This is a genomic window from Ruminococcus sporogenes, from assembly GCF_054655175.1.
On sequence record NZ_BAAHOA010000003.1, the window covers coordinates 467,516 to 487,046 of the forward strand.

General features: G+C 43.4%; 20 protein-coding genes. All 20 read left to right on the plus strand.

The features are described from left to right. Positions 1 to 3 precede the first annotated feature (3 nt). The 20 genes from qatC (at position 4) to ACYQ0N_RS12555 (ending at position 19,529) form a co-directional block, all read left to right on the plus strand. A complete protein-coding gene (gene qatC, locus ACYQ0N_RS12460; protein ID WP_460162852.1) occupies positions 4 to 1,362 on the plus strand; it encodes a Qat anti-phage system QueC-like protein QatC in 1,359 nt (452 codons plus the stop codon). Positions 1,363 to 1,382: 20 nt separating this feature from the next. Then, entirely contained in the window at positions 1,383 to 2,108 is a 726-nt protein-coding gene (gene qatD / locus ACYQ0N_RS12465; protein ID WP_460162853.1) for a Qat anti-phage system TatD family nuclease QatD, read from the plus strand. 108 nt (positions 2,109 to 2,216) lie between these two features. Next, complete coding sequence (locus ACYQ0N_RS12470) at positions 2,217 to 2,894, plus strand: hypothetical protein (RefSeq protein ID WP_460162854.1); 678 nt, start codon at positions 2,217 to 2,219, stop codon at positions 2,892 to 2,894. 664 nt (positions 2,895 to 3,558) lie between these two features. Next, complete coding sequence (locus ACYQ0N_RS12475) at positions 3,559 to 4,641, plus strand: DUF6329 domain-containing protein (RefSeq protein WP_460162855.1); 1,083 nt, start codon at positions 3,559 to 3,561, stop codon at positions 4,639 to 4,641. Positions 4,642 to 4,680: 39 nt separating this feature from the next. Continuing rightward, positions 4,681 to 5,706, plus strand: coding sequence for an amidoligase family protein (locus tag ACYQ0N_RS12480; RefSeq protein WP_460162856.1), 1,026 nt, complete (start codon positions 4,681 to 4,683; stop codon positions 5,704 to 5,706). 12 nt (positions 5,707 to 5,718) lie between these two features. Then, a complete protein-coding gene (locus tag ACYQ0N_RS12485; protein WP_460162857.1) occupies positions 5,719 to 6,195 on the plus strand; it encodes a gamma-glutamylcyclotransferase family protein in 477 nt (158 codons plus the stop codon). Positions 6,196 to 6,197: 2 nt separating this feature from the next. Beyond that, on the plus strand, positions 6,198 to 6,458 hold the full coding sequence (locus tag ACYQ0N_RS12490) for a hypothetical protein (RefSeq protein ID WP_460162858.1): 261 nt from the start codon (positions 6,198 to 6,200) through the stop codon (positions 6,456 to 6,458). Positions 6,459 to 6,506: 48 nt separating this feature from the next. Beyond that, on the plus strand, positions 6,507 to 6,830 hold the full coding sequence (locus ACYQ0N_RS12495) for a DUF4314 domain-containing protein (RefSeq protein ID WP_460162859.1): 324 nt from the start codon (positions 6,507 to 6,509) through the stop codon (positions 6,828 to 6,830). A gap of 64 nt (positions 6,831 to 6,894) precedes the next feature. Continuing rightward, entirely contained in the window at positions 6,895 to 8,142 is a 1,248-nt protein-coding gene (dcm, locus tag ACYQ0N_RS12500; protein ID WP_460162860.1) for a DNA (cytosine-5-)-methyltransferase, read from the plus strand. Beyond that, complete coding sequence (locus ACYQ0N_RS12505) at positions 8,117 to 8,887, plus strand: BRO family protein (protein ID WP_460162861.1); 771 nt, start codon at positions 8,117 to 8,119, stop codon at positions 8,885 to 8,887. Before dcm ends, ACYQ0N_RS12505 begins: the two co-directional genes overlap by 26 nt. Beyond that, positions 8,887 to 9,456, plus strand: a complete 570-nt coding sequence (locus ACYQ0N_RS12510; RefSeq protein WP_460162862.1) for a hypothetical protein — start codon at positions 8,887 to 8,889, stop codon at positions 9,454 to 9,456. The genes ACYQ0N_RS12505 and ACYQ0N_RS12510 overlap by 1 nt, the downstream gene beginning before the upstream one ends. A gap of 33 nt (positions 9,457 to 9,489) precedes the next feature. Further along, positions 9,490 to 10,359, plus strand: a complete 870-nt coding sequence (locus tag ACYQ0N_RS12515; RefSeq protein WP_460162863.1) for an LPD28 domain-containing protein — start codon at positions 9,490 to 9,492, stop codon at positions 10,357 to 10,359. Further along, positions 10,359 to 10,499, plus strand: a complete 141-nt coding sequence (locus ACYQ0N_RS12520; protein WP_124100690.1) for a DUF3789 domain-containing protein — start codon at positions 10,359 to 10,361, stop codon at positions 10,497 to 10,499. Before ACYQ0N_RS12515 ends, ACYQ0N_RS12520 begins: the two co-directional genes overlap by 1 nt. Positions 10,500 to 10,682: 183 nt before the next feature. Next, positions 10,683 to 11,537, plus strand: a complete 855-nt coding sequence (locus ACYQ0N_RS12525) for a DNA adenine methylase (protein WP_460162938.1) — start codon at positions 10,683 to 10,685, stop codon at positions 11,535 to 11,537. Then, positions 11,503 to 11,754 (plus strand): hypothetical protein, encoded by a 252-nt coding sequence (locus ACYQ0N_RS12530; RefSeq protein ID WP_460162864.1) that lies wholly within the window; start codon positions 11,503 to 11,505, stop codon positions 11,752 to 11,754. The genes ACYQ0N_RS12525 and ACYQ0N_RS12530 overlap by 35 nt, the downstream gene beginning before the upstream one ends. A gap of 18 nt (positions 11,755 to 11,772) precedes the next feature. After that, complete coding sequence (locus ACYQ0N_RS12535; RefSeq protein ID WP_460162865.1) at positions 11,773 to 13,155, plus strand: DUF3849 domain-containing protein; 1,383 nt, start codon at positions 11,773 to 11,775, stop codon at positions 13,153 to 13,155. 137 nt (positions 13,156 to 13,292) lie between these two features. Next, positions 13,293 to 14,192 (plus strand): hypothetical protein, encoded by a 900-nt coding sequence (locus tag ACYQ0N_RS12540; protein ID WP_460162866.1) that lies wholly within the window; start codon positions 13,293 to 13,295, stop codon positions 14,190 to 14,192. Positions 14,193 to 14,266: 74 nt separating this feature from the next. Beyond that, positions 14,267 to 18,211: a SpaA isopeptide-forming pilin-related protein gene (locus ACYQ0N_RS12545; RefSeq protein ID WP_460162867.1), complete on the plus strand. Its 3,945-nt coding sequence runs from the start codon at positions 14,267 to 14,269 to the stop codon at positions 18,209 to 18,211. 5 nt (positions 18,212 to 18,216) lie between these two features. Beyond that, a complete protein-coding gene (locus ACYQ0N_RS12550; protein ID WP_460162868.1) occupies positions 18,217 to 18,993 on the plus strand; it encodes a class B sortase in 777 nt (258 codons plus the stop codon). Then, positions 18,990 to 19,529: a hypothetical protein gene (locus ACYQ0N_RS12555; RefSeq protein ID WP_460162869.1), complete on the plus strand. Its 540-nt coding sequence runs from the start codon at positions 18,990 to 18,992 to the stop codon at positions 19,527 to 19,529. The genes ACYQ0N_RS12550 and ACYQ0N_RS12555 overlap by 4 nt, the downstream gene beginning before the upstream one ends. Positions 19,530 to 19,531: the final 2 nt, after the last annotated feature.

Here is a 19,531-nt window from a genome sequence, read left to right on the forward strand (position 1 = left end):
TTTATGAGCAAATATAAACTGATTGGTAGCTATGATGACAATGCTGTTAATATGAAAAAAACAGGGAATACTGTAATTGCTCAAATACCCTTAAAAAATGAAAGCGAGCATTTAATATACATAGATAATATTCTTAATGATCTTAGAAAAAAAGAAATTTATCCTACAGAAGACGGATTTGATATTATTGAATTAGCAATACTGGTTTATCTTGCTGATACAAGAATTTCTCGAATCAAACATGCAGAAGATAGTTGGACAAGGGAAATTGCTATTGAACTTCCGGTTTTCAACTTAAACATTTGGACATCTGTAAAAAATCTATTCTCACAAATGTTGAATTTTCTTACAGGAGACCGTTGGGAAATTGAGTTTGTTAAACGTGAAAATGTCCTCTCCGAAAACAAAGAACGTAAAACTAGTTATGATGCCGTGTCGCTGTTTTCGGGCGGCATGGATAGCCTTATTGGAACAATTAATCATCTGGAACAAAATCATAAGATTGCTTTGGTAAGTCATGCAGGTGACGGATATACAAAGGATGCTCAAAAAGCTTTACTTGCTGAGTTCAAAAACAGATATTCCGATATAACACCAACATATTTTAATCTTTGGCTTTCCTTTGGCAAAGATATGTTGCTTGATGGAGATATAGAGAATTCAACAAGAAGTCGTTCGTTTTTATTTATATCTTTTGGTATTTTCATTCTTAGTGGATTGAAGGACAATAATGTTCTTCAAGTACCTGAAAATGGTCTTATAGCGCTTAATGTACCGCTTGATAATCTGCGTGTTGGATCTCATAGCACTAGAACCACACATCCATTCTATATGAATCTTTGGAATAAGGTATTATTAAGTTTAGAATTGCCATACTCAATAGTCAATCCATATTGGAATAAAACAAAAGGTGAAATGGCTGATGAATGTTTGAATAAGGATATTTTGTTGGAAACAATTCGAAAATCTACATCGTGTTCTTCACCACAAAAAGCTCGATGGTCTGGGCTGCCATCCCAGCATTGTGGATATTGTGTACCTTGTCTTATTCGTCGTGCAGCTATGCATAAAGCGTATAAATTTGAAAATGACCCAACAACTTACTCGGTAAACTCCGTTAAAGAAATTATCAATGCCCATTCTAAGCGTAAAGGAGAACAGCTTCGCTCGTTTCAAATAGCAATAAAGCGCCTTAAGGATAACCCAGACTTAAAAAGTATTCTTATTTACAAAGGTGGCAGACTTGATGGAGATGAAAAGTACATAAATCAGTTATCTAATGTTTATTATCGTGGCTTGATAGAAGTTGATAACTTTATTTCCGAATACTTGAAGCAAGAAGAACATAAAACTGATAAATAGATTTTTTAAGGATAATTGATATGATTTACGATTCACATTGTCATTTAGATTTGATGCCATCAATGATAGAGTTTGCTCAAAATGCCAAAAAAAGCAACATAAATATTTTAGCTGTAACAACCACGCCGAAAGCATATGAAAAAGAAATAGATTATTTTCATTCATATGAAAATATAAAGGTTGCGTTGGGATTACATCCCCAGCTAGTTTCTGAACGATACAATGAGCTACCTCTAGTTGAAAAATACATTGAAAATGCTGCTTACATTGGTGAAATAGGATTGGACTACAATCGTCAATTCTACTCCTCAAAAAATAAACAAATAGATGTTTTCGAGAATATAATCAAATGGTGCTCATCAAAAGGTGGAAAGGTGATTTCTATTCATTCTGTTTTTGCTGATAAAAATGTACTTGATATTCTTGAAAAGTATGATTGTACTAAGAATAATAAATGTATTCTTCACTGGTTTTCAGGTTCATTATCACAGTTGCATAGAGCCGTTAAAATGGGGTGTTATTTTTCGATAAATGAGATGATGACTCAATCAATAAACGGTCGTAAGTTAATATCGAATATTCCTATTGATAAAGTTTTGATTGAATCAGATGCACCTTTTATCAATAAAATAAACACGCTGCAGCAACTTGAATCAGCGCTACTTAAAGTCGAATTGTATTTAAGTACTATTGAAAATAATGGTTTGGAAATGATTCATTTAACTAGTAAATCACTATTTATATAAAGCTATGTATGTGAACTAAACACTTGTGAATTTTATGTAGATATAAAGCTAACAGTGTTTTAATTTACAATTTACTCTTAATTCACAACAACAGATTGGAGGACTATTATGACATATAGATATTATTTAGTTCGTAGAGCCATATATGAAAAGGATCCCACAAGTAAATTGAAAAAGTGCCGAAATTTAAAGGATATGAAGAGATTATTTAAACTGCCATACTGGATTATGATTTTTTTAGTTATGTGTTCTTTAATATTTATTGCTTTAATTTTAATATTGAAATTAAATAGTATGTTGATTTATATTTCCTATTTTATTATTATAATAGCTTCATTTGTTTTAGAAATACCTCGTGAAGATAAAATATATCATATGGAAGAGCGAAATAAAGAAATTCAAGTTAAAGAGAGTGAGTATGAAGACTATATAAATGATGTTAGAGAGCTTCTTACCAAATTAGGAATAAACACATGTGATAAGATTGGAAAACTTAAGGAGGAATGCGAAGAAATTTTAAACAAAAGAAACTCTAGGTTTTCAAATATAAATAATAGAATTATTGATATGCTAATAGGAGTTCCACTTGGTGCCTTGATAGCAAGTACTATATATGCTGACACAAAAACACAAAATGAGGGTATTGCTTTTATTCTATTTATAGGATCAATATTTCTTATAATCGTTCAAATTTCAAAAGTTTTGCAATATTACACAGATGCAAATTTTAAAGATAAATATCTTTTGGATGTTTTAAATGAACTAAGTTATTATAGTGATAAATAAGTAATCCTAATTGATGAACCTAACCCATCTGAATCTTTTAGTCCAATCTTACTTTTGGAGTTTGCTGGATTTTTGCTTATTTTTTAAATTGATTGATAACCTTCACGCAGTTTGAACCTTACAGTCCAAACTGCGTTGTCTTTTATGTTGAGAATCCAGTAAATAGTCTTTTCTTTATTTTGTATTATTAGGCAGAGTTCGCATTATAAAATAAAAAAGTTAAATTTCAAAAAGGAAAAAGTCAAAAACCTGAAATCCGAACCCTTTAGTCCACTTTTATCATTCATCTATTTTGTCAGTGCTTGACATATAGCACTGACAAAATAGATGAAAGTGCCAAAAAGCCCGTAGTTACGGGCTTTTTTGATACCCAAACGGTGAAAAAAAGAAGTTAAAAACCATAGATGAAAAAAGCCGAAAAACACCGTCTGAAAGGATTCGAACTCACGACATTTAAATATTTCAGAAGATTGAGGCATATTTGAGAAAGATAATCTCAGATATGCTCTTTGTAAATATAAAAAATAGTATACAAATTTTCAAGGACCGTTTTGTCTGATATCACGAAAGTGATGTTAAACAAAGCGGTCTTTTTTTATGCCCTGAAGGAGGCGACAGCAAAAGGCATATAGAAACCGCAAATAAATATAACGGAGGAATAAGAATGAAAAGACTGCATTTTAACAGTACGCTCAATCACAAGAGGGACGGTTACAATACCTATTATGTCAGCGTGGAAAAGGTCGTTACGCTTTACGGCAATGAATTTTTAAGGCTGAAAAACGATACCCTTGACGATAATTACTGGATCGCCAGGTATCATAAGCTGATGCGCATTGACATAAACGACATTGCCCATTGCGTTCTTTTTGTTGACAGCGAAAGCGGCGACGGAATACTTGTCGATTCCGAGGGCGCAAAATATGCCCGAAAGTCGCAGTTCATTCCCAACGCAAGAGCATTGCTCGAAAACAACGAGCTGACCGGAGCTGAAAGGAGAATACACGAAAGGCTTAAGGAGATCGCAGCAGATATCGCCGAAAAGACGCGTTACGGAGAAAGCCGTTTTGAGCCTGAGGAGGTCCTGACGAAAATAATAACCGACGATCTCAGAAGCAATATCATGCAGGCAGTCATAGAAATGCTCCGTGAAAGAGACGATATTCAGTCCGCGGAGATGATCGGACAGTCTGTTAAGGCGGAAGCCAAGCCGACGCATTCTCTGAAGCTTTACTGTCCGCTGGTAGTTATTGCGGAAGCCAAGCCGACGCATTCTCTGAAGCTTTACTGTCCGCTGGTAGTTATTAATGAGGATTGCGACAAGATTTCCTGTGAATTCGCCGTCGGCTGTGCGGACGAGATCAATGAATTCATTCAGGAGTTTTCATTACCGGAGGAAGAACGCCGCGGACTTATGGCGTACTATGACAAAGAAACGTCCGTATGCGAAAAGGTCTATTCAGCGTTTCCGTCGGTCGGAGAGGTAAACGGAGAGCTTATGGGAATTTTTGATTGTCAGATTTCCGGAGAGCTTACGGACAGCGAGCTTGAAGAGCTGCGAGGTTATCTTAAAGGTCAGGCAAGCGACGGCTGGGGCGAAGGTCTGGAGCAGCGTGAGATTGAAACCGGAAAACTGGGTAATATTTGCGTCAGCTTCTTTAATAACGGAGCAAGCTGGTCGCTGCAGACGGAGGAGGAAATGGAAATCAGCCGGAATGAAGAACCCGAAATGAATCTTAAAATGTAAAGGGAAAGCGGTCTTTTTGCGGATAAGGGAGGTGAAAATTTGTCAGGAAACTTTGACGGTATCAAAAGACGGAATTTCGGAATCGAAATAGAAATGACGGGACTGACCAGATGTCAGGCAGCAAAAGCGGCGGCAAAGACGCTCGGCGGACAGGTATCCCATAACGGAGGGTTTTACGATAAATATTCCGTAAGCGACAGCAAGGGCAGAAGCTGGTCGTTCGTATCGGATTCCAGTATTATCTGCAAAAACCGAAACGGCGAGGCGGCTTCCAGAGCCTACAGCGTGGAGCTTAATTCTCCTGTGCTGGAGTATGATGATATACCTCTGCTGCAGGAGGTGATCAGGGCTCTGCGGCATGCGGGAGGAATTACCGGATCCGCGTATAAATGCGGAACGCATATCCATATCTCAGCGGACGATTACACGCCCCGGCAGCTTAGAAATCTTGTAAATATATTCTCAAGCAAGGAGGATTACCTGTGGGACGCATTGCAGGTCTCGTCAGCCCGAGAGTGGTACTGCAAGAAAATCGACAGAAGTTTTGTGGAAAAACTAAATAAACGAAAGCCGGATACGATCGAGGAAATAAAAATGCTGTGGTATAACGGAAATATGTCGGAGGAGCATACCTATTACTCAGAAACAAGATACAGAGCGCTCAATCTTCATAGCTACTTTCAGCGCGGTCATTATGAGATCAGATGCTGCAACGCAAGCCTTCATGCCGGAGAGATCAGAAGCCAGATAGTCCTGGCTCTGGCAATAAGCAACGCGGCGGTTACAAGAAAGTTCTGCTCCCCTAATGTAAGCAGCAGCGACAATATGCGTTACAGCTTTCGGGTGTGGCTTCTGAATCTCGGACTCATAGGGGACGAATTCAAAAACTGCCGCGCTCACCTGTTAAAACGCCTTGCCGGAGATATAGCGTGGAGGCATCCGGAGGACGGTATAGCCGCAAGGGAAAGGCTTCGTCAGAAGCGTAGCGCTGAAAATGAGCAGAGCTGTGATGAAGAACCGGAGCAGTCGGAATGCGAAGGCGAGGAATTTGAAATTGCAATGTAGAAAGGAGCTCTTATGGAACAAAAACAATTGTATATAGCCTACGGCTCAAATATCAATCCTGAACAGATGGCGTATAGATGTCCCAATTCCAAAGCCGTAGGAACGTCAGTGATCAAGGATCATGAATTGGAATTCAGAAGTTACGCCACTATCGTGCCGAAAAAGGGCGCGAGCGTTCCCGTTGTGATCTGGGAGCTTGAAGAAAGCGATATTACCGCTCTGAACCGATACGAAGGCTACCCCCGGCAGTACAGACAGGAAAAAATGACGTTTGAGCTTGGCGGCAAAAAATACGAGGGCATGGCGTATCTTATGAATAACGGAGAGATATCTCCTCCTGCCCGGCAGTATTACGATATTATCCTGCAGGGCTACAGAGAATACGGTCTTGACGAAAGCTGTTTGCAGACCGCTCTGGAAAACTCGATTCAGCATGAAATTGACGAGAATTTGAACGATGACTTTCAGATAACTATAGGAGGCGGCTGAATATGCAGTATAAGGGCTATTATGTAAAAATAACCCCCGGCCAAAGCCTGATAAGGGAAGCTGAAAATGGTACGGAGATTCTGTGCGAAGGGTTCAGGATCGAGGTTTTCACAGACGGATCGGAAAAAGAAAAGCTGGACGAATTTTCTGCGGCTGTGAATTATGAGCTGCTTGAAAACAGTATGCGGGAGGCGGAGCAGTTTGCAAAGGACTGTATTGAATGCGGTATGAAGGAATATTACAGGAATATTGAAGGGTCGTGATACCAATGGACTAATATACTATAAAAAAAGAAACTATACGGAGGAAATATGATGATATATGATCAGAACAAGGTTGAAATGCTCAGACAGAGATACCCTGAAGGCACAAGGATCTGCCTTGACAGCATGGAAAACGATCCGCAGCCGATTCCGTCAGGCGCTGTGGGAACGGTAAAAGCAGTGGACGACGCGGGTACTCTGCATTGCAAATTTGACAATGGAAGAACGCTTGGAGTTATACCCGATGTGGATCACTTCCATAAACTCGATCAAGAACAGACTCCGACCAATGAGCAAACAGAGGAAAATATTCAGTGCGAGGAAATCACTGAGGATATTGAAGAATCAGAAGAAATGGAAATGTCAATGTAACGGTTAAGTTTTGAAAAAGACTTAGCCGTTTTTTATTACACAAACAAGAAGGGATTGGTGATAAATGATAAAATATTTTGAAGCGTTTGCGGGAATCGGAGCTTTCCGCTCGGCATTTGAAAAGACAGGCGGGTTTGAGTGCGTCGGATGGTGCGAAATCGACCGGTTTGCGCGGAAAGCCTACAGAACGCTGTATGACACAAGGGGGGGAATTTTTTATGAGGACATCACAAAAATCGATTACGGAGGTATGCCGGATTTTGATCTGCTCGTCGGCGGACCGTGCTGCCAGTCCTTCAGCGTCGCGGGGCGCAGAAAAGCTTTTGAGGACGATAGAGGAAACCTCTTTTTCAACTATATCCAAATCCTTGAAGCCAAGCGCCCCCGTTACTTTATCGCTGAAAACGTACCCAATCTGCTTGGTATATCGCAGGGGGAATGTTTCAGAATCATCCTTGAAAAGATTTCTGAACTGGGGTATAGTATGTGCTGGCGAGTGCTTAACTCTGCCGGATTCGGGATACCGCAGTCAAGAAGAAGGCTGTTCCTTGTCGGATATCTTGGAAACAGATGTCCCGCCAAAGTATTGGCTTTCGGAGGAAATGATGAGGAAAATTGCGAAAAAGGAAAACCTGAGCAGCTGATAGGCGGCAGTCAGGGATCAAGAGTGTATTTAACAAACGGCACAGCAGTGACCCAGTGCAGCGGTTCGGGTGGCATAGGCGGTAAGACAGGGCTGTATTTTATCGACATGAATCCCGATCCTCAAATGACAGATACTGCGAGATGTATAACCGCAAGGCAGAACAGCGGAGTATCTCACCATAAGGGAGAGCATTCCGCTGTTTTCTGCGATTTGAATGAGAATCCTCAGATTACAGAGAATGCAAGATGTCTGCATACAAGAATGGATTTGGGAGTAACAAACGGAGCTCATAAGGGGGAAAGATCGGGAGTTCTGGTCGATGACGGACCAAGAGCGATACTCAATCCGTTTAAGGAAAACACTCGTCAGAACGGCAGACGGATAAAAGAACCTAACGAACCGATGTTTACGCTTACGGTGACAGACCGTCACGGGATTGTTCACAAAGGTCGTATTCGCAGGCTAATGCCTGTGGAGTGTTGGCGTCTGCAGGGTTATGAAAAGGCTCAGTTTGAAAAAGTCGCAGCCGCGGGAATGTCCGACGCGCAGCTCTACAAGCAGGCGGGAAATTCAATTACGGTAAATGTGGTTGAAGCTATCGCGAGAAATTTACTGGAATTTGACGAGGAGGAAAACGCAAATGGAAAATATGATCAGGATTTTTGAAAACGAAGAATTCGGCAAAGTGAGAACGGTTATTAAAGACGGCGAGCCTTGGTTTGTGGGGAAAGATGTTGCGGAAATTCTTGGCTATACAAATACGAGAGATGCGCTTGCAAAACACACTGATACTGAAGATAAAGCTGACGTCGCAATTCACGACGGCAGGCAAAACAGAAAAATGACAATTATCAACGAAAGCGGACTTTACAGTCTGATACTTTCCAGCAAGCTTCCGAGAGCCAAAGAGTTTAAGCGGTGGGTCACAGCCACGATTTTACCAACTTTGAGGAGAACAGGCGGCTACGTCGGCAGCGAAGAAATGTTCATAGAAAACTACCTCCCGTTCCTCGACGAGCCGTATCAGAATCTTTTCCGCTTGCAGATGATAGCGATAAATCAGCTTAACGAGCGTATCCGGCATGACAAACCGCTGGTGGAGTTTGCAAATCAGGTTTCAAATACCGATAATCTCATCGATATGAACGAAATGGCAAAGCTTGCGAGAGCAGAAAGAATTTCTATTGGCAGAAACAGGCTGTACGCCGTTCTCAGAGGAATGGGTATCCTTATGACCGACAATCTCCCCTATCAGAAATATATAGACAGAGGATATTTTAAAGTGAAGGAGTCGGTTTTTAAAACCTCCGCAAGGACAAAAACCTATCGGCAGACCTACGTCACAGGCAAGGGTCAGTTGTTTGTCATAGGTCTGCTGAAAAAATATTATGGGAAGGAGTTTTTGCATTAATGGAAATCAAGAGCGTATCTTTGCATGATCTGAGAAAAATGAACGACAGCGAGGGGCTTGTTCTGCAGGGCTGCGGCGGCGACCTTAAAGAATGGGTCGACGGCATAAACGATATGTTAACGGAAAGCGGAATATTGCAGAATGAAAGTCGATTTGAAAAGGTATATAGCTTTAATAACGGAAATCTTACCTGTCTGCTGTTTCCGTTTGACGACGTTCAGCTTAATGTCGGCAGGCTTGCAATGTGGAGATTGCAGACTCACGAGCAGTTCGGCGGTACATGGCTTTCCGATTATGTTCCTAACAGGCTGGGCGGTTTTGCTCATGATATAGAACAAAAACAGAAAAAGCCTGAATGTCCCCTCATAGGTCAGAACGGAAACATATTTAACCTTATGGGAATAGCTTCACGTACCTTGAAAAGAAACGGAATGGCAGATGAGGCAAAGGAAATGTGCAGCCGTATCACCTCTTGCAGCAGCTATGACAAGGCGCTGTGTATTATCGGAGAATATGTGGAGATCACGTCTGTCAATGAAGAAGAAAATCTTGATATGGAGATGGGCTGACGCTGAAAGCGGAGGCTCAGAAAGGAGAGTAAAATGCCAAATCATGTAACAAACCGAATAAAGATTACAGGCGATCCCGATACGGTAAAACGTGTTATGGACGCAGTCAAAAATGAATCAGGGATAGGAACGATCGATTTTGAAAAGATCATTCCTATCCCTGAAAATATTTATCGGGGTGGTCTCAGTCGGGAGGAATTTAAGCTCTACGGCAAAAACAACTGGTACGACTGGCGTATAGCAAACTGGGGTACAAAGTGGTCAGCCTATGGCTATGAGAAAGACTGTGATTACTCAAACGCCGAAGAACTGCGGTTTCTGACCGCCTGGGCAGCTCCCCATCCTGTCATTCAGCGACTATCGGAGATGTTTCCCGAAATCGAAATTATTCATGAGTGGGCTGACGAGGACATCGGCATGAACTGCGGCAGATATGCGTATTACGACGGAGACCGTATTGAAGAATACTATCCCGAAAGCGAAAAGGAGCGGCTTGAATTCGCGGCGAGGGTTATGGACGTTGATCTTGAGGCTTACGGACTTTTCCTCAACGCTTCTGAAACAGGATACGTCAATATCGAGAGCTCCGACGAATATGAGCGTATAGAACTATTCGGACAGACCGCGCTGTTTACCAACGACAGAATAACAGACGCGGATATTCCCAAAGGAACGTATTGCTACGATTTAAGGCGGTCGGACGATGGAGAGCGTTTCTGTTCCATTGAAAAAAGGGTCGCGGTAAATCGCGGCGGTTCGGTCGTAACCAAAGAGCCGCTTGATCTGGGAGAAAAGGGATTCATACCTCTGACCGAGGATACGGAGCCGAACTTTATGGGCGAAATCGTTACGTTCGCCGATTTTATCGAACAAACTCAAGAGCTTGGAATGGAGATGAAATAATGCTGAATTTATTCATAGGTCTGGCGATAGGAGGAACAGCGGGACTTACTGTCGGATGCCTTCTGGTATCGGCAAAAAACGCCGACAGAGAAATCGAAAGACTTAACAAGGAATTAAATAACCTTAAAAATGACATTTGATTTTTAAATCAAAACAAAAGGCGCGGATTGAAAAGTATGCGATAATAAAGCTATAGCGCAAATTGCGCCGTCCGCGCGAGGACAAGTCGTTTTGCCAATGACAGAAAAGATTCTGTAATCGGCAAAACGGCTTAACTTCTGTCATTGGCTTTAACGGCGGATAGGAGTAAAATGGACAGTTTCATGTCGTGGGTAGGCGGCAAAAAGGCGCTGAGGGACGAGATTCTCTCAAGGTTTCCGCTTTACTATGAGAAATATATCGAGGTTTTCGGAGGGGCAGGCTGGGTACTGTTTCATAAACCGCCGGGCATGGATTTCGAGGTCTGGAACGACCATAACTCAAACCTTGCAAATCTGTACCGCTGCGTCAGGGATAAACCGAATAAGCTTAAATACAAGCTCAGATACGTCCTTAATTCCCGCGAGGACTTTAATTGGATCGCGGCTCTTCATAAGAAAGGACTGTTCGGCAGATTCCGTGACGCTGACAGGGCGGCTAAGTTCTATCAGCTGATACGGTACAGCTATGCAAGCGGTCTTGACAGCTTCGGCAGTCAGCCGCATTCCATGTGGGCGGATTTTCCGCAGATAGATATGGCGGCGAGAAGATTGCAGAAGGTTGTGATCGAGAATAAGGATTTTGAAGGGCTGATAAGGCATTACGACCGCCCCGTCAGCTTTTTTTACTGCGATCCCCCGTACTTTTCCACGGAGAACTACTACAAGGACGTGGGCTTTAAAAAGGAGGATCATATCAGACTCAGAGATACGCTTCTGAAAATCAAGGGAAAGTTTTTGGTATCGTATAACGACTGCCCTGAAATCAGGAAGCTGTGGGACCGACCGGGCATATATATTGAGGAAATATCAAGGCTTAACAATCTTGCTCAAAGGTACGAAGGCGGCTGTATGTACAGCGAGCTGTTTATCTCAAACTACAGGCAAACGGAAAGAAACGCGCTTCAGCTTTCAATGTTTGACGAAAATACGGGAGGTATTTTAAATGAGAAAAATATTAATGACGCAGGCGATGACTGAAAACGGAATATCCAGATTTGACGGTCTCTATGATGAGAATGGGTTTCCCGTGACGGCGGAGCTTGAAAAGAACGAGGACGGAGTCGTTTTCACCCTGCTTCACAAAGAGCTTACGGAGGCGGAAAAGCAGACGGTCTGCGATGAATACGACGACTGCGCCGGCTGTCCCATCCGCGGTATATGCGCGAAGGACCTAGGCTCAGACAATTTGTTTTAAAGAAAGGACGGATAAATTATGAGATTTCTGTACAGAAAATCCTATGAAGAGGCAAAAATATGCGAGGAAACCGAACTATGGCGGGAAAGCCGTATAGAAAATATACGCTGCTGCAAGGAGATTGACAAAGCGGTTTCCGAAAGCTTCGACGGATACAGCTTAAGCGATTCGGGAGCGGAGAGCGTAATTGCAAGATTCGGATACGACCGCGCCATGTGGGTACTTGCGGCAAGTATCAGAAACAACGCTAACGACGGCAGGTTCTCGGAGGATAATAAGGCGTGGGCGAAGTCTGTGATTCCAAGCCATATATCTCAAAAAGAAACGATAGAATACTGCTCGGACTGTCACCCTGCCGTGCTTAACGGCTTTACCGAGCAGGTCCGTGAAAAATATGCCCGGTTAGGGCTTCTCGGCAGCAAGCAATGCGTTCATTCAGATGAACCGCAGGACTATACGAATAGGCTGATGATAATAAAGCCGGAGCTTCTGACAGAGGAATACAGAAAGCCGGAATACCAGTATTTCTACGCCACTGACGGCTGCGGATGCGATCCGGAAAAACCCGGCGGACTGGTGTTCGGTAACTATCTCATCGACGGGGACAGAGCTTCTTTGCGCCGCGGGGAATTCATAGGCATCGCGGACAGAGAGCAGCTTCCGAAGTGGGCGGTGAAACGGCTCGAGTATATGTCAGCTCCGCAGATGAAGATAAGGATATTTCAGATAGACCATGAAAAGGACGAAAACAAGCTTGCGTTTATGGACTACGATTACACACAATCGCACGGAGGTGTAAAGGCTGAAAACTACCGTCAGGTATACGGCGGTACAGTAAACTGCGGAAATCTTGAAGAAGTTTTTGCGCTTTGCAATTCGGATAAATTGCCTCCCGGCTACTGCGGAGAAGCCATGTCGGTAAGCAATGTGATAGAGGTCTGCGGCGGAAAGGACAAGGGCTTTTACTTCTGCGACAGCGTGGGCTTCAGACCGATAGACTTTGATATATTACGGACAGATCATCTGGATATGATGAGAATAGTCGTCGCGGAGGCTGTAAAAGCGCCCTATGTCGCTGAGATCAGACGCGAGCTTCAGGCAATGCAGTCAGTGGTGGGAGGGCGTATTGAACCGATATATTTCGAGCCTGACAACGACGCGGTCGCATGGTGCAACGAAGAATTTCTGCTCTATGATTATGAACCCAACAGAGTCATAGGCGGAGTACTTGTTCACGGTACGCTGTATATTTCAGGCAACGAGCTTACAAACGACGGCTGGGACAGCCGCTCTTTGACCTCCCGCCAGATCGTCAAATACCTTGCGGCGCTGGCACAGCCCGTATTAGAGCTGGAGGAATCACCTTCCCTGCAGGAGGACGGCTTGACGATTATTATGTAAAGATATTGACAAATACCAATAATTATGGTATTTTTTAAACGTAAGCTTTTATTGGTTATGCTGTAAAAACCCTTGCTCGGTTTGTCTGACAGGTAGAATTTTTCCGTAAACGGTAGATATCCGCGCGGCAGTGTGGTATGCTGGATTTAACAGCAAAGGCTGAAATATATACACGGGGTGTGACAATTATGAAAAGGACATTGGCGGTATTGATAATATGCGGACTTGCGCTGTCAGGCTGCGGAAAAACAGAACCGGACGGAGCTGAGCTTCGGGCGGGAAAAACCGAATCGGCTTCGGCTGCCTCAACGGTAACGACCGCACCCGTATCAACGGCTTTGTCAGTTAAGACGACAACTTCCGTAAAAACAACAGAATCGCCGAAAACAACGGTAAAAACCACGTCTGAAAGTACGGCGAAAAGTACGGAAAAGAAAAGCGGTACCAAAAAGAGCGGAAGCAGGAAGGCCGACGTAACTACCCAAGCGCCGCGGTACGGTAACGAACAGGATAATAACGGCAATTATCAAGCGGGAGGAAATAACGGCGGTCAAACTCAGCCGCAAAGTCAGAATACGACAGCTTCGCGGAAAACCGAGAAGCCAAGTCAAACTCAGAAAAAAACCACAACTGCAAAGAAAACCGAAAAGCCAAAGCCAAAACCGACAGAAGCTTCTGAGCCCGAGCCGCAGGGACTTTCACAGGCAGATATATCAGAGATAAACGGATATATCAAACAGGCTGCTAAGTCTTACGGTATCGGAACAGAGTGCCCGGACTGTAACAATGAAGGAGCCGTAATTTTAAGCGGTTACGTTGATCCTTGGAACGGTTATTCGTGGGATACGCCTATAGCCGGAGATTTTCATGAAACAGTTTCCGAGTATAAGACGGGCGTTGATTCCCGCATTAAAACCATGTATAGCGAATGGCTTGATAATGGTGAAACCAAAGAAGATATTTCTGAGTGTATATATATTTATATATATTGGGAAAAGCAAGACGACGGAACCTACGACTTGTATTTGATGTGGTAAAATGAAATAAAATAAGCGTAAAGACCGATGGTAAAAACATCGGTCTTTTTTATGTTTAAGAAAGGAAATCGTATATGAAGAATGTATTGAAAAAAGGAATATCGATTTTATCGGTAATCGCGATCATATTGACCATGCTTCCCGCGGCGTTCACAGCGTTTGCGGCGGAAACAAAAGTGCAGATAGAAAACGCCGACGCGCTTGCTACAAAAAAGGATATAACCATAGGCGACGGATATACGGTCCGCGCCGAAGATTACTGGTGTATGATACACACAGCCGACAGCATGAGGGCTGTATACTGTATGGAGCCCGGAAAATCCGTTGCAAGCGGAGATATGTTTAATGAAGATGCCGCTATGGATTATTTAAAGACTGTAAGAAATAAAACTTTAAATACAGAAGAAATCCATACTTCAATAGGAAGAATTTTTTTATACGCATTTACAGGTAATCTTGATACGTTAGAATCATATTACCGTTACACGGCAACACAGTTACTTGTATGGGAAACGCTGGTAGGTCAGAGAGATATAAATTTCAATAGAGTTGATAACGGCTATACCTCTGTTGAAAAGCTTCTTGATAATTTTCAAAGCGACTATGCCGCTCAGATAGTAAGCGGTTACTATTACGAGTATGAAGCCGATATCAAAGAACATTCAAAATCCATATCGTTCGCAAAAAGTACGACCTCCTCTGCCAAGAAAAATGCAGTGCAGGCAAACAGCGACGGAACATATACTTTTACCGATAAAAACAATGTTCTATCAGACTTTGACGCGGCAGTCACAGACGGCTCCGTTATATCAAAATCGGGAAACGCTTTAAAAATAAAGGCGGACAGCGGAAAGACCGCTGTGGTTACTCTGACTCAGAACAACGTTAAGGAATCGGGAGAGCTGACCGGATTCCTGACGCTTACAAGCGATTCAAAGCAGACGTTAGCGGAGCTAAAAGCCGATCCGAGAAAATACTACGCGGCGGTCAAGGGCGTAGAAAACGGAACGCTTGAAATTATCAAGACCTCCGAGGACGGTATAGTAGCGGATATTGAATTTATCGTCTTAGGAAACGGAAAAACGTATAAGGTAAAAACGGACAGGAACGGTAAAATAAATATACCCGATCTTGCTGCGGGAGAATATACCGTAACCGAGGTCGTACCTGCCCGTTATGAAAAACAGCAGACGAAAAAGGTTACGGTTTCGGCGGGCAAAACAGCTTCCGTTTCGTTCTCCAATACGTTAAAGACAGGAGCTATAAAAATAAACAAGCAGTCGGAGGACGGAGAAAACGGCGGCAGAACCTTTACGATTTCCGGCGGCGGCAAAACCTATACTGTTACCACCAACGGCGAGGGTACGGCAGTTCTTTCCGATATTCCCGTATATGATAAGGATAATAAAAAGATCGCTTACACCATTTCCGAGAAAAACGTACCCGTTAAATATGTTGTTCCCGCGGACCAGACAGCGACCTTGACAGCCGACGCGACAGTTTCAAAAACATTTAAAAACGCTCTTAAGAAATTTACCGCCGAGGTAATAAAAAAGGATTCCGAGAACGGCGATCCACAGGGCAATGCAAGCCTTGCGGGAGCGGTCTACGGACTGTACAGGGACGGAGAGCTGATCGATACCTACACTACCGACGAAAAGGGATATTTCAAAACAAGGGAATATGTCTGCGGAAATTATACGATTCAGGAAATAAGCCCGTCGGAGGGGTACAGGCTTGATCCGACTGTCTATTCAATCGGTGCAGAAGCTGAAAATTACACCATTGAAAGCAATCTGATTTCAGTAAATGTAACCGAAGATGTTATCAAAGGCAAAATCTCAATTATTAAGCACAGCGACGACGGAACGACGCAGATAGAAACTCCCGAAGCAGGAGCGGAATTCGAGGTTTACCTTAAATCGTCAGGAAGCTATGAAAGCGCAAAGGATTCTGAAAGAGATTATCTTGTATGCGATGAAAACGGCTGTGCAGCTACAAAAACGCTGCCCTACGGAACATATACGGTTCATCAGACCAAGGGCTGGGAAAACACAGAATGGATAGAGGATTTTGACGTAATTATCAGCGAAAACGAAAAGGAATATTTCTACCTTATCAACGACGCAGCGCTGACCTCCTACGTCAGGATCGTGAAAAAGGACGCTGAAACAGGCAATCTGATCCCCGTTTCGGGTATCGGCTTTAAGGTTTGGGACTGTAAAAATTCCCGTTATGTTGAACAGAAAATAAACTATCCGACGGAAATGATCCTTGACGTATTCTATACTGACGAAAGCGGAACGTTAACGCTCCCCAACGAGCTTGTATACGGAGATTACGAGCTTCATGAGGTGCAGACGGCGGAGGGATATTTTCTCGGCAGTGAAGCCGTTCCCTTTACGGTCGACGGTAAGGAAGAGGTTATAACGGTTGAAAAATTCAACAAGGCTCAAAAGGGAAAAATCAGCGTTCAGAAAACAGGAGATATTTTTGCAGGAGTGAATATCGCTTCGTCAGCTTATGCCGATGAAAACGGAAATGCTATAGAAAACCTTACGACCTACACTCCGGTATTTTCAGACGGAAAGCTTTCCGGCGCGGTATTTCAGATAATTGCAGGCGAGGACATAATAACGGCCGACGGAACGGTAAGAGCAAACGCAGGAGACATTGTAGCTGAAATCGCAACAGATGAAAACGGCTATGCTGAAACCGATCCGCTCTATCTCGGAAAGTATGAAATAAAGGAAATTCAGGCTCCCGACGGATATGTTCTTAACGGCGAATCGCAATTTATCGAGCTTACCTATGCGGGACAGGAAGTCGAGATAAGAGATACGGTAAACGCGGAATTTTTCAATGAATATCAGGGCGTAGAAATAACGCTTTCCAAGCTTATGGAACAGGACGGGCTGTTTAATATCGGCAATTCAGACGAGTATACAAACGTCCGCTTCGGACTGTTTGCCGCAGAGGCTCTGACCGCCGCCGACGGTACGGTTATTCCTGCCGACGGACTGATTTCTGAAATCAGCCTTGATGAGAATATGACCGCAAAATTTGACGTTCAGCTTCCGTTCGGAAAATATTACGTTCAGGAAATCGGCACAGACGAGCATTACGTCCTGAACGGCGAAAAATATCTTGTAACATTTGAATATCAGGGACAGGATATTCAGACGGTTTCAATCGACTGCGGAACATTTGAGAATCGCCTTAAGCGCGGAAAAATAGAAGGTATCAAGACAAACGAAAGCGGCGGCCCTCTTGAAAACGCTCTGTTCGGTCTGTTTGCAATGGACTGCACAGAATTTACGGAAGAAAACGCGTTAATGACAGCCAAGTCGGACGACAAGGGCTGTTTTTCTTTTGCCGACATTCCCTTTGGCGGGTATGTTATCAGAGAACTTTCAGCGCCCGACGGATATATTTTAAGCGATGAAAGCTATACCGTAAATATCCGAGAGGACGAAGAAGTTATTGAAATTACCGTTGAAAACAAGCCTGTTACTGTGGAAATATCCAAGCGGGACGCGGACGGAAACGAGCTTAAAGGCGCGCAAATGCAGCTGCTGGATGATAAGGGAACAGTTGTGGACGAATGGACTTCCGACGGGACTAATCATATTGTCGCAAAGCTTTCCGCCGGAAAGTATATTCTGAAAGAAACCGCCGCTCCGGAGGGATATATTTTGGCGACGGATATTTGCTTTGAAGTCCTTAATGACGGTACGGTCACGGTTGACGGCGCTGAAACGACCGCCGTATCTGAAAACGGCAATCCGCTGATCGTTATGATCGACGAGGCTGAACAGAAAGAGATACCGCAGGATACTCCTCATACTGGCGACAGCCGAAGCAATACCGCCGCATGGCTTATGATAGCCGGAGGACTGTCAGGTCTTTGCGCTCTGCTCGTAAGCTGTAAAATACGGAAAAGAAAAGAGCTTGAGAGAATACGGACGGAAGAAATAAGGAAAGCGTCGGAGTGTCCCGACTTTATTGACAAGGACTGAGCTTTATGAAGAAAACTAAAATAATGAGAACGGCGGCAGCTATTACAGCTGCCGTTTTAATTTCGGGAGGCGTATATTTAATGTTTCGCAACGATCTTGCCCAGAAGCTGAGTTACAGAAGGCTTAAGCCGTTTATGCCCGACATTGCCGTGTTTGACGAGCGTATGCCCGATCGTGCGGAAATAACTGGCGAGCCTGACAATTCCGCGCGTTTGCCGGAGGATAAAAAGCGGGAGCTGACAGAACAGGTTCGTGAGGTTTGCTGCAATTTTGACGGTTCCATAGGCTGGCTTTATATTCCTGATACGAGCATAAACTATCCCGTTATGTATTCGGGAGATAACGATTATTACCTTCACAGGTCGTATGACGGCGGCTATTTGTATTCGGGCTCCGTTTTTCTTGACGGCAGATGCGCGCGGGAGTTTTCAGACGGAATAAATATTCTCTACGGTCACAATATGCGTAACGGCTCTATGTTTGCCGATGTAATAAGCTTTACGGACGAGAGCTACTTTGAAGCTCGCGCCGTCGGCTGGCTGACTGTTTCGGACAACGCGTACCGTATTGACTTTTTCTCGCTTTCACAGCCGGAATGCTACGGCGGCTTTTACGACGTGACAAAAGATATATCCGTCTGGCTTGACGGTCTGAAAGAAAACTCTTTTATTTGGAAAAATATCGGCGTATCTGAAAAAGATAAGTTTATTTCACTGTCCACCTGTAGCGGAGGGAACCTCCAGAACTGTGCTGACGGGAAAGCTTACAGAGGTATGACATGAGCAGAAAAGAAAAAAAGACGGACTATGCTGCAGAGCTTGAGAAATCCTTTGAACGCTGGGAGTATTTAAAGGAACACGGCGGCTCCGATCCGTCTTATTCAGACGGAGTCAATATGAATCTTGTAAGAAATCATATTCTGTATTTCAAGCATAAAATTGAAAGCGGTATGTCTGAAAAGGATTATCCTCAGATATATTTTTGCAAGACGCCGCCGGAAACAGATCGGGACTATATGGCGAGAGCCGATGAAATACGGGAAAACGCAAGAAGTTCTCTGGAGATCATGGAACAGGATGAGAATCTGCTGTATCTCCGTGAAAGGATCAGGGAACTGTCCGACCGCCAGATAAAAGATATGAATATTTTAGTTGTAATTAATTACCCGAAAGCTCTGCGTACTGCAATAGCTGAAGACGATCTCATAACGATGCGCAGATTTGAAAATACAGACAATTACCTTGAAAGCTTCAGACGGACCGCTGAAAAAGCGGCTATGGCAGAACCGGAAGAAAATCTGCAGCTTTCAATGTTCTGAAT

Coding starts and splice junctions, on each gene's coding strand:
- qatC (WP_460162852.1), top strand. CDS start 4: ATGAGCAAATATAAACTGATTGGTAGCTATGATGACAATGCTGTTAAT.
- qatD (WP_460162853.1), top strand. CDS start 1,383: ATGATTTACGATTCACATTGTCATTTAGATTTGATGCCATCAATGATA.
- ACYQ0N_RS12470 (WP_460162854.1), top strand. CDS start 2,217: ATGACATATAGATATTATTTAGTTCGTAGAGCCATATATGAAAAGGAT.
- ACYQ0N_RS12475 (WP_460162855.1), top strand. CDS start 3,559: ATGAAAAGACTGCATTTTAACAGTACGCTCAATCACAAGAGGGACGGT.
- ACYQ0N_RS12485 (WP_460162857.1), top strand. CDS start 5,719: ATGGAACAAAAACAATTGTATATAGCCTACGGCTCAAATATCAATCCT.
- ACYQ0N_RS12490 (WP_460162858.1), top strand. CDS start 6,198: ATGCAGTATAAGGGCTATTATGTAAAAATAACCCCCGGCCAAAGCCTG.
- ACYQ0N_RS12495 (WP_460162859.1), top strand. CDS start 6,507: ATGATGATATATGATCAGAACAAGGTTGAAATGCTCAGACAGAGATAC.
- dcm (WP_460162860.1), top strand. CDS start 6,895: ATGATAAAATATTTTGAAGCGTTTGCGGGAATCGGAGCTTTCCGCTCG.
- ACYQ0N_RS12505 (WP_460162861.1), top strand. CDS start 8,117: ATGGAAAATATGATCAGGATTTTTGAAAACGAAGAATTCGGCAAAGTG.
- ACYQ0N_RS12510 (WP_460162862.1), top strand. CDS start 8,887: ATGGAAATCAAGAGCGTATCTTTGCATGATCTGAGAAAAATGAACGAC.
- ACYQ0N_RS12515 (WP_460162863.1), top strand. CDS start 9,490: ATGCCAAATCATGTAACAAACCGAATAAAGATTACAGGCGATCCCGAT.
- ACYQ0N_RS12520 (WP_124100690.1), top strand. CDS start 10,359: ATGCTGAATTTATTCATAGGTCTGGCGATAGGAGGAACAGCGGGACTT.
- ACYQ0N_RS12525 (WP_460162938.1), top strand. CDS start 10,683: ATGTCGTGGGTAGGCGGCAAAAAGGCGCTGAGGGACGAGATTCTCTCA.
- ACYQ0N_RS12530 (WP_460162864.1), top strand. CDS start 11,503: ATGAGAAAAATATTAATGACGCAGGCGATGACTGAAAACGGAATATCC.
- ACYQ0N_RS12535 (WP_460162865.1), top strand. CDS start 11,773: ATGAGATTTCTGTACAGAAAATCCTATGAAGAGGCAAAAATATGCGAG.
- ACYQ0N_RS12540 (WP_460162866.1), top strand. CDS start 13,293: ATGCTGGATTTAACAGCAAAGGCTGAAATATATACACGGGGTGTGACA.
- ACYQ0N_RS12545 (WP_460162867.1), top strand. CDS start 14,267: ATGAAGAATGTATTGAAAAAAGGAATATCGATTTTATCGGTAATCGCG.
- ACYQ0N_RS12550 (WP_460162868.1), top strand. CDS start 18,217: ATGAAGAAAACTAAAATAATGAGAACGGCGGCAGCTATTACAGCTGCC.
- ACYQ0N_RS12555 (WP_460162869.1), top strand. CDS start 18,990: ATGAGCAGAAAAGAAAAAAAGACGGACTATGCTGCAGAGCTTGAGAAA.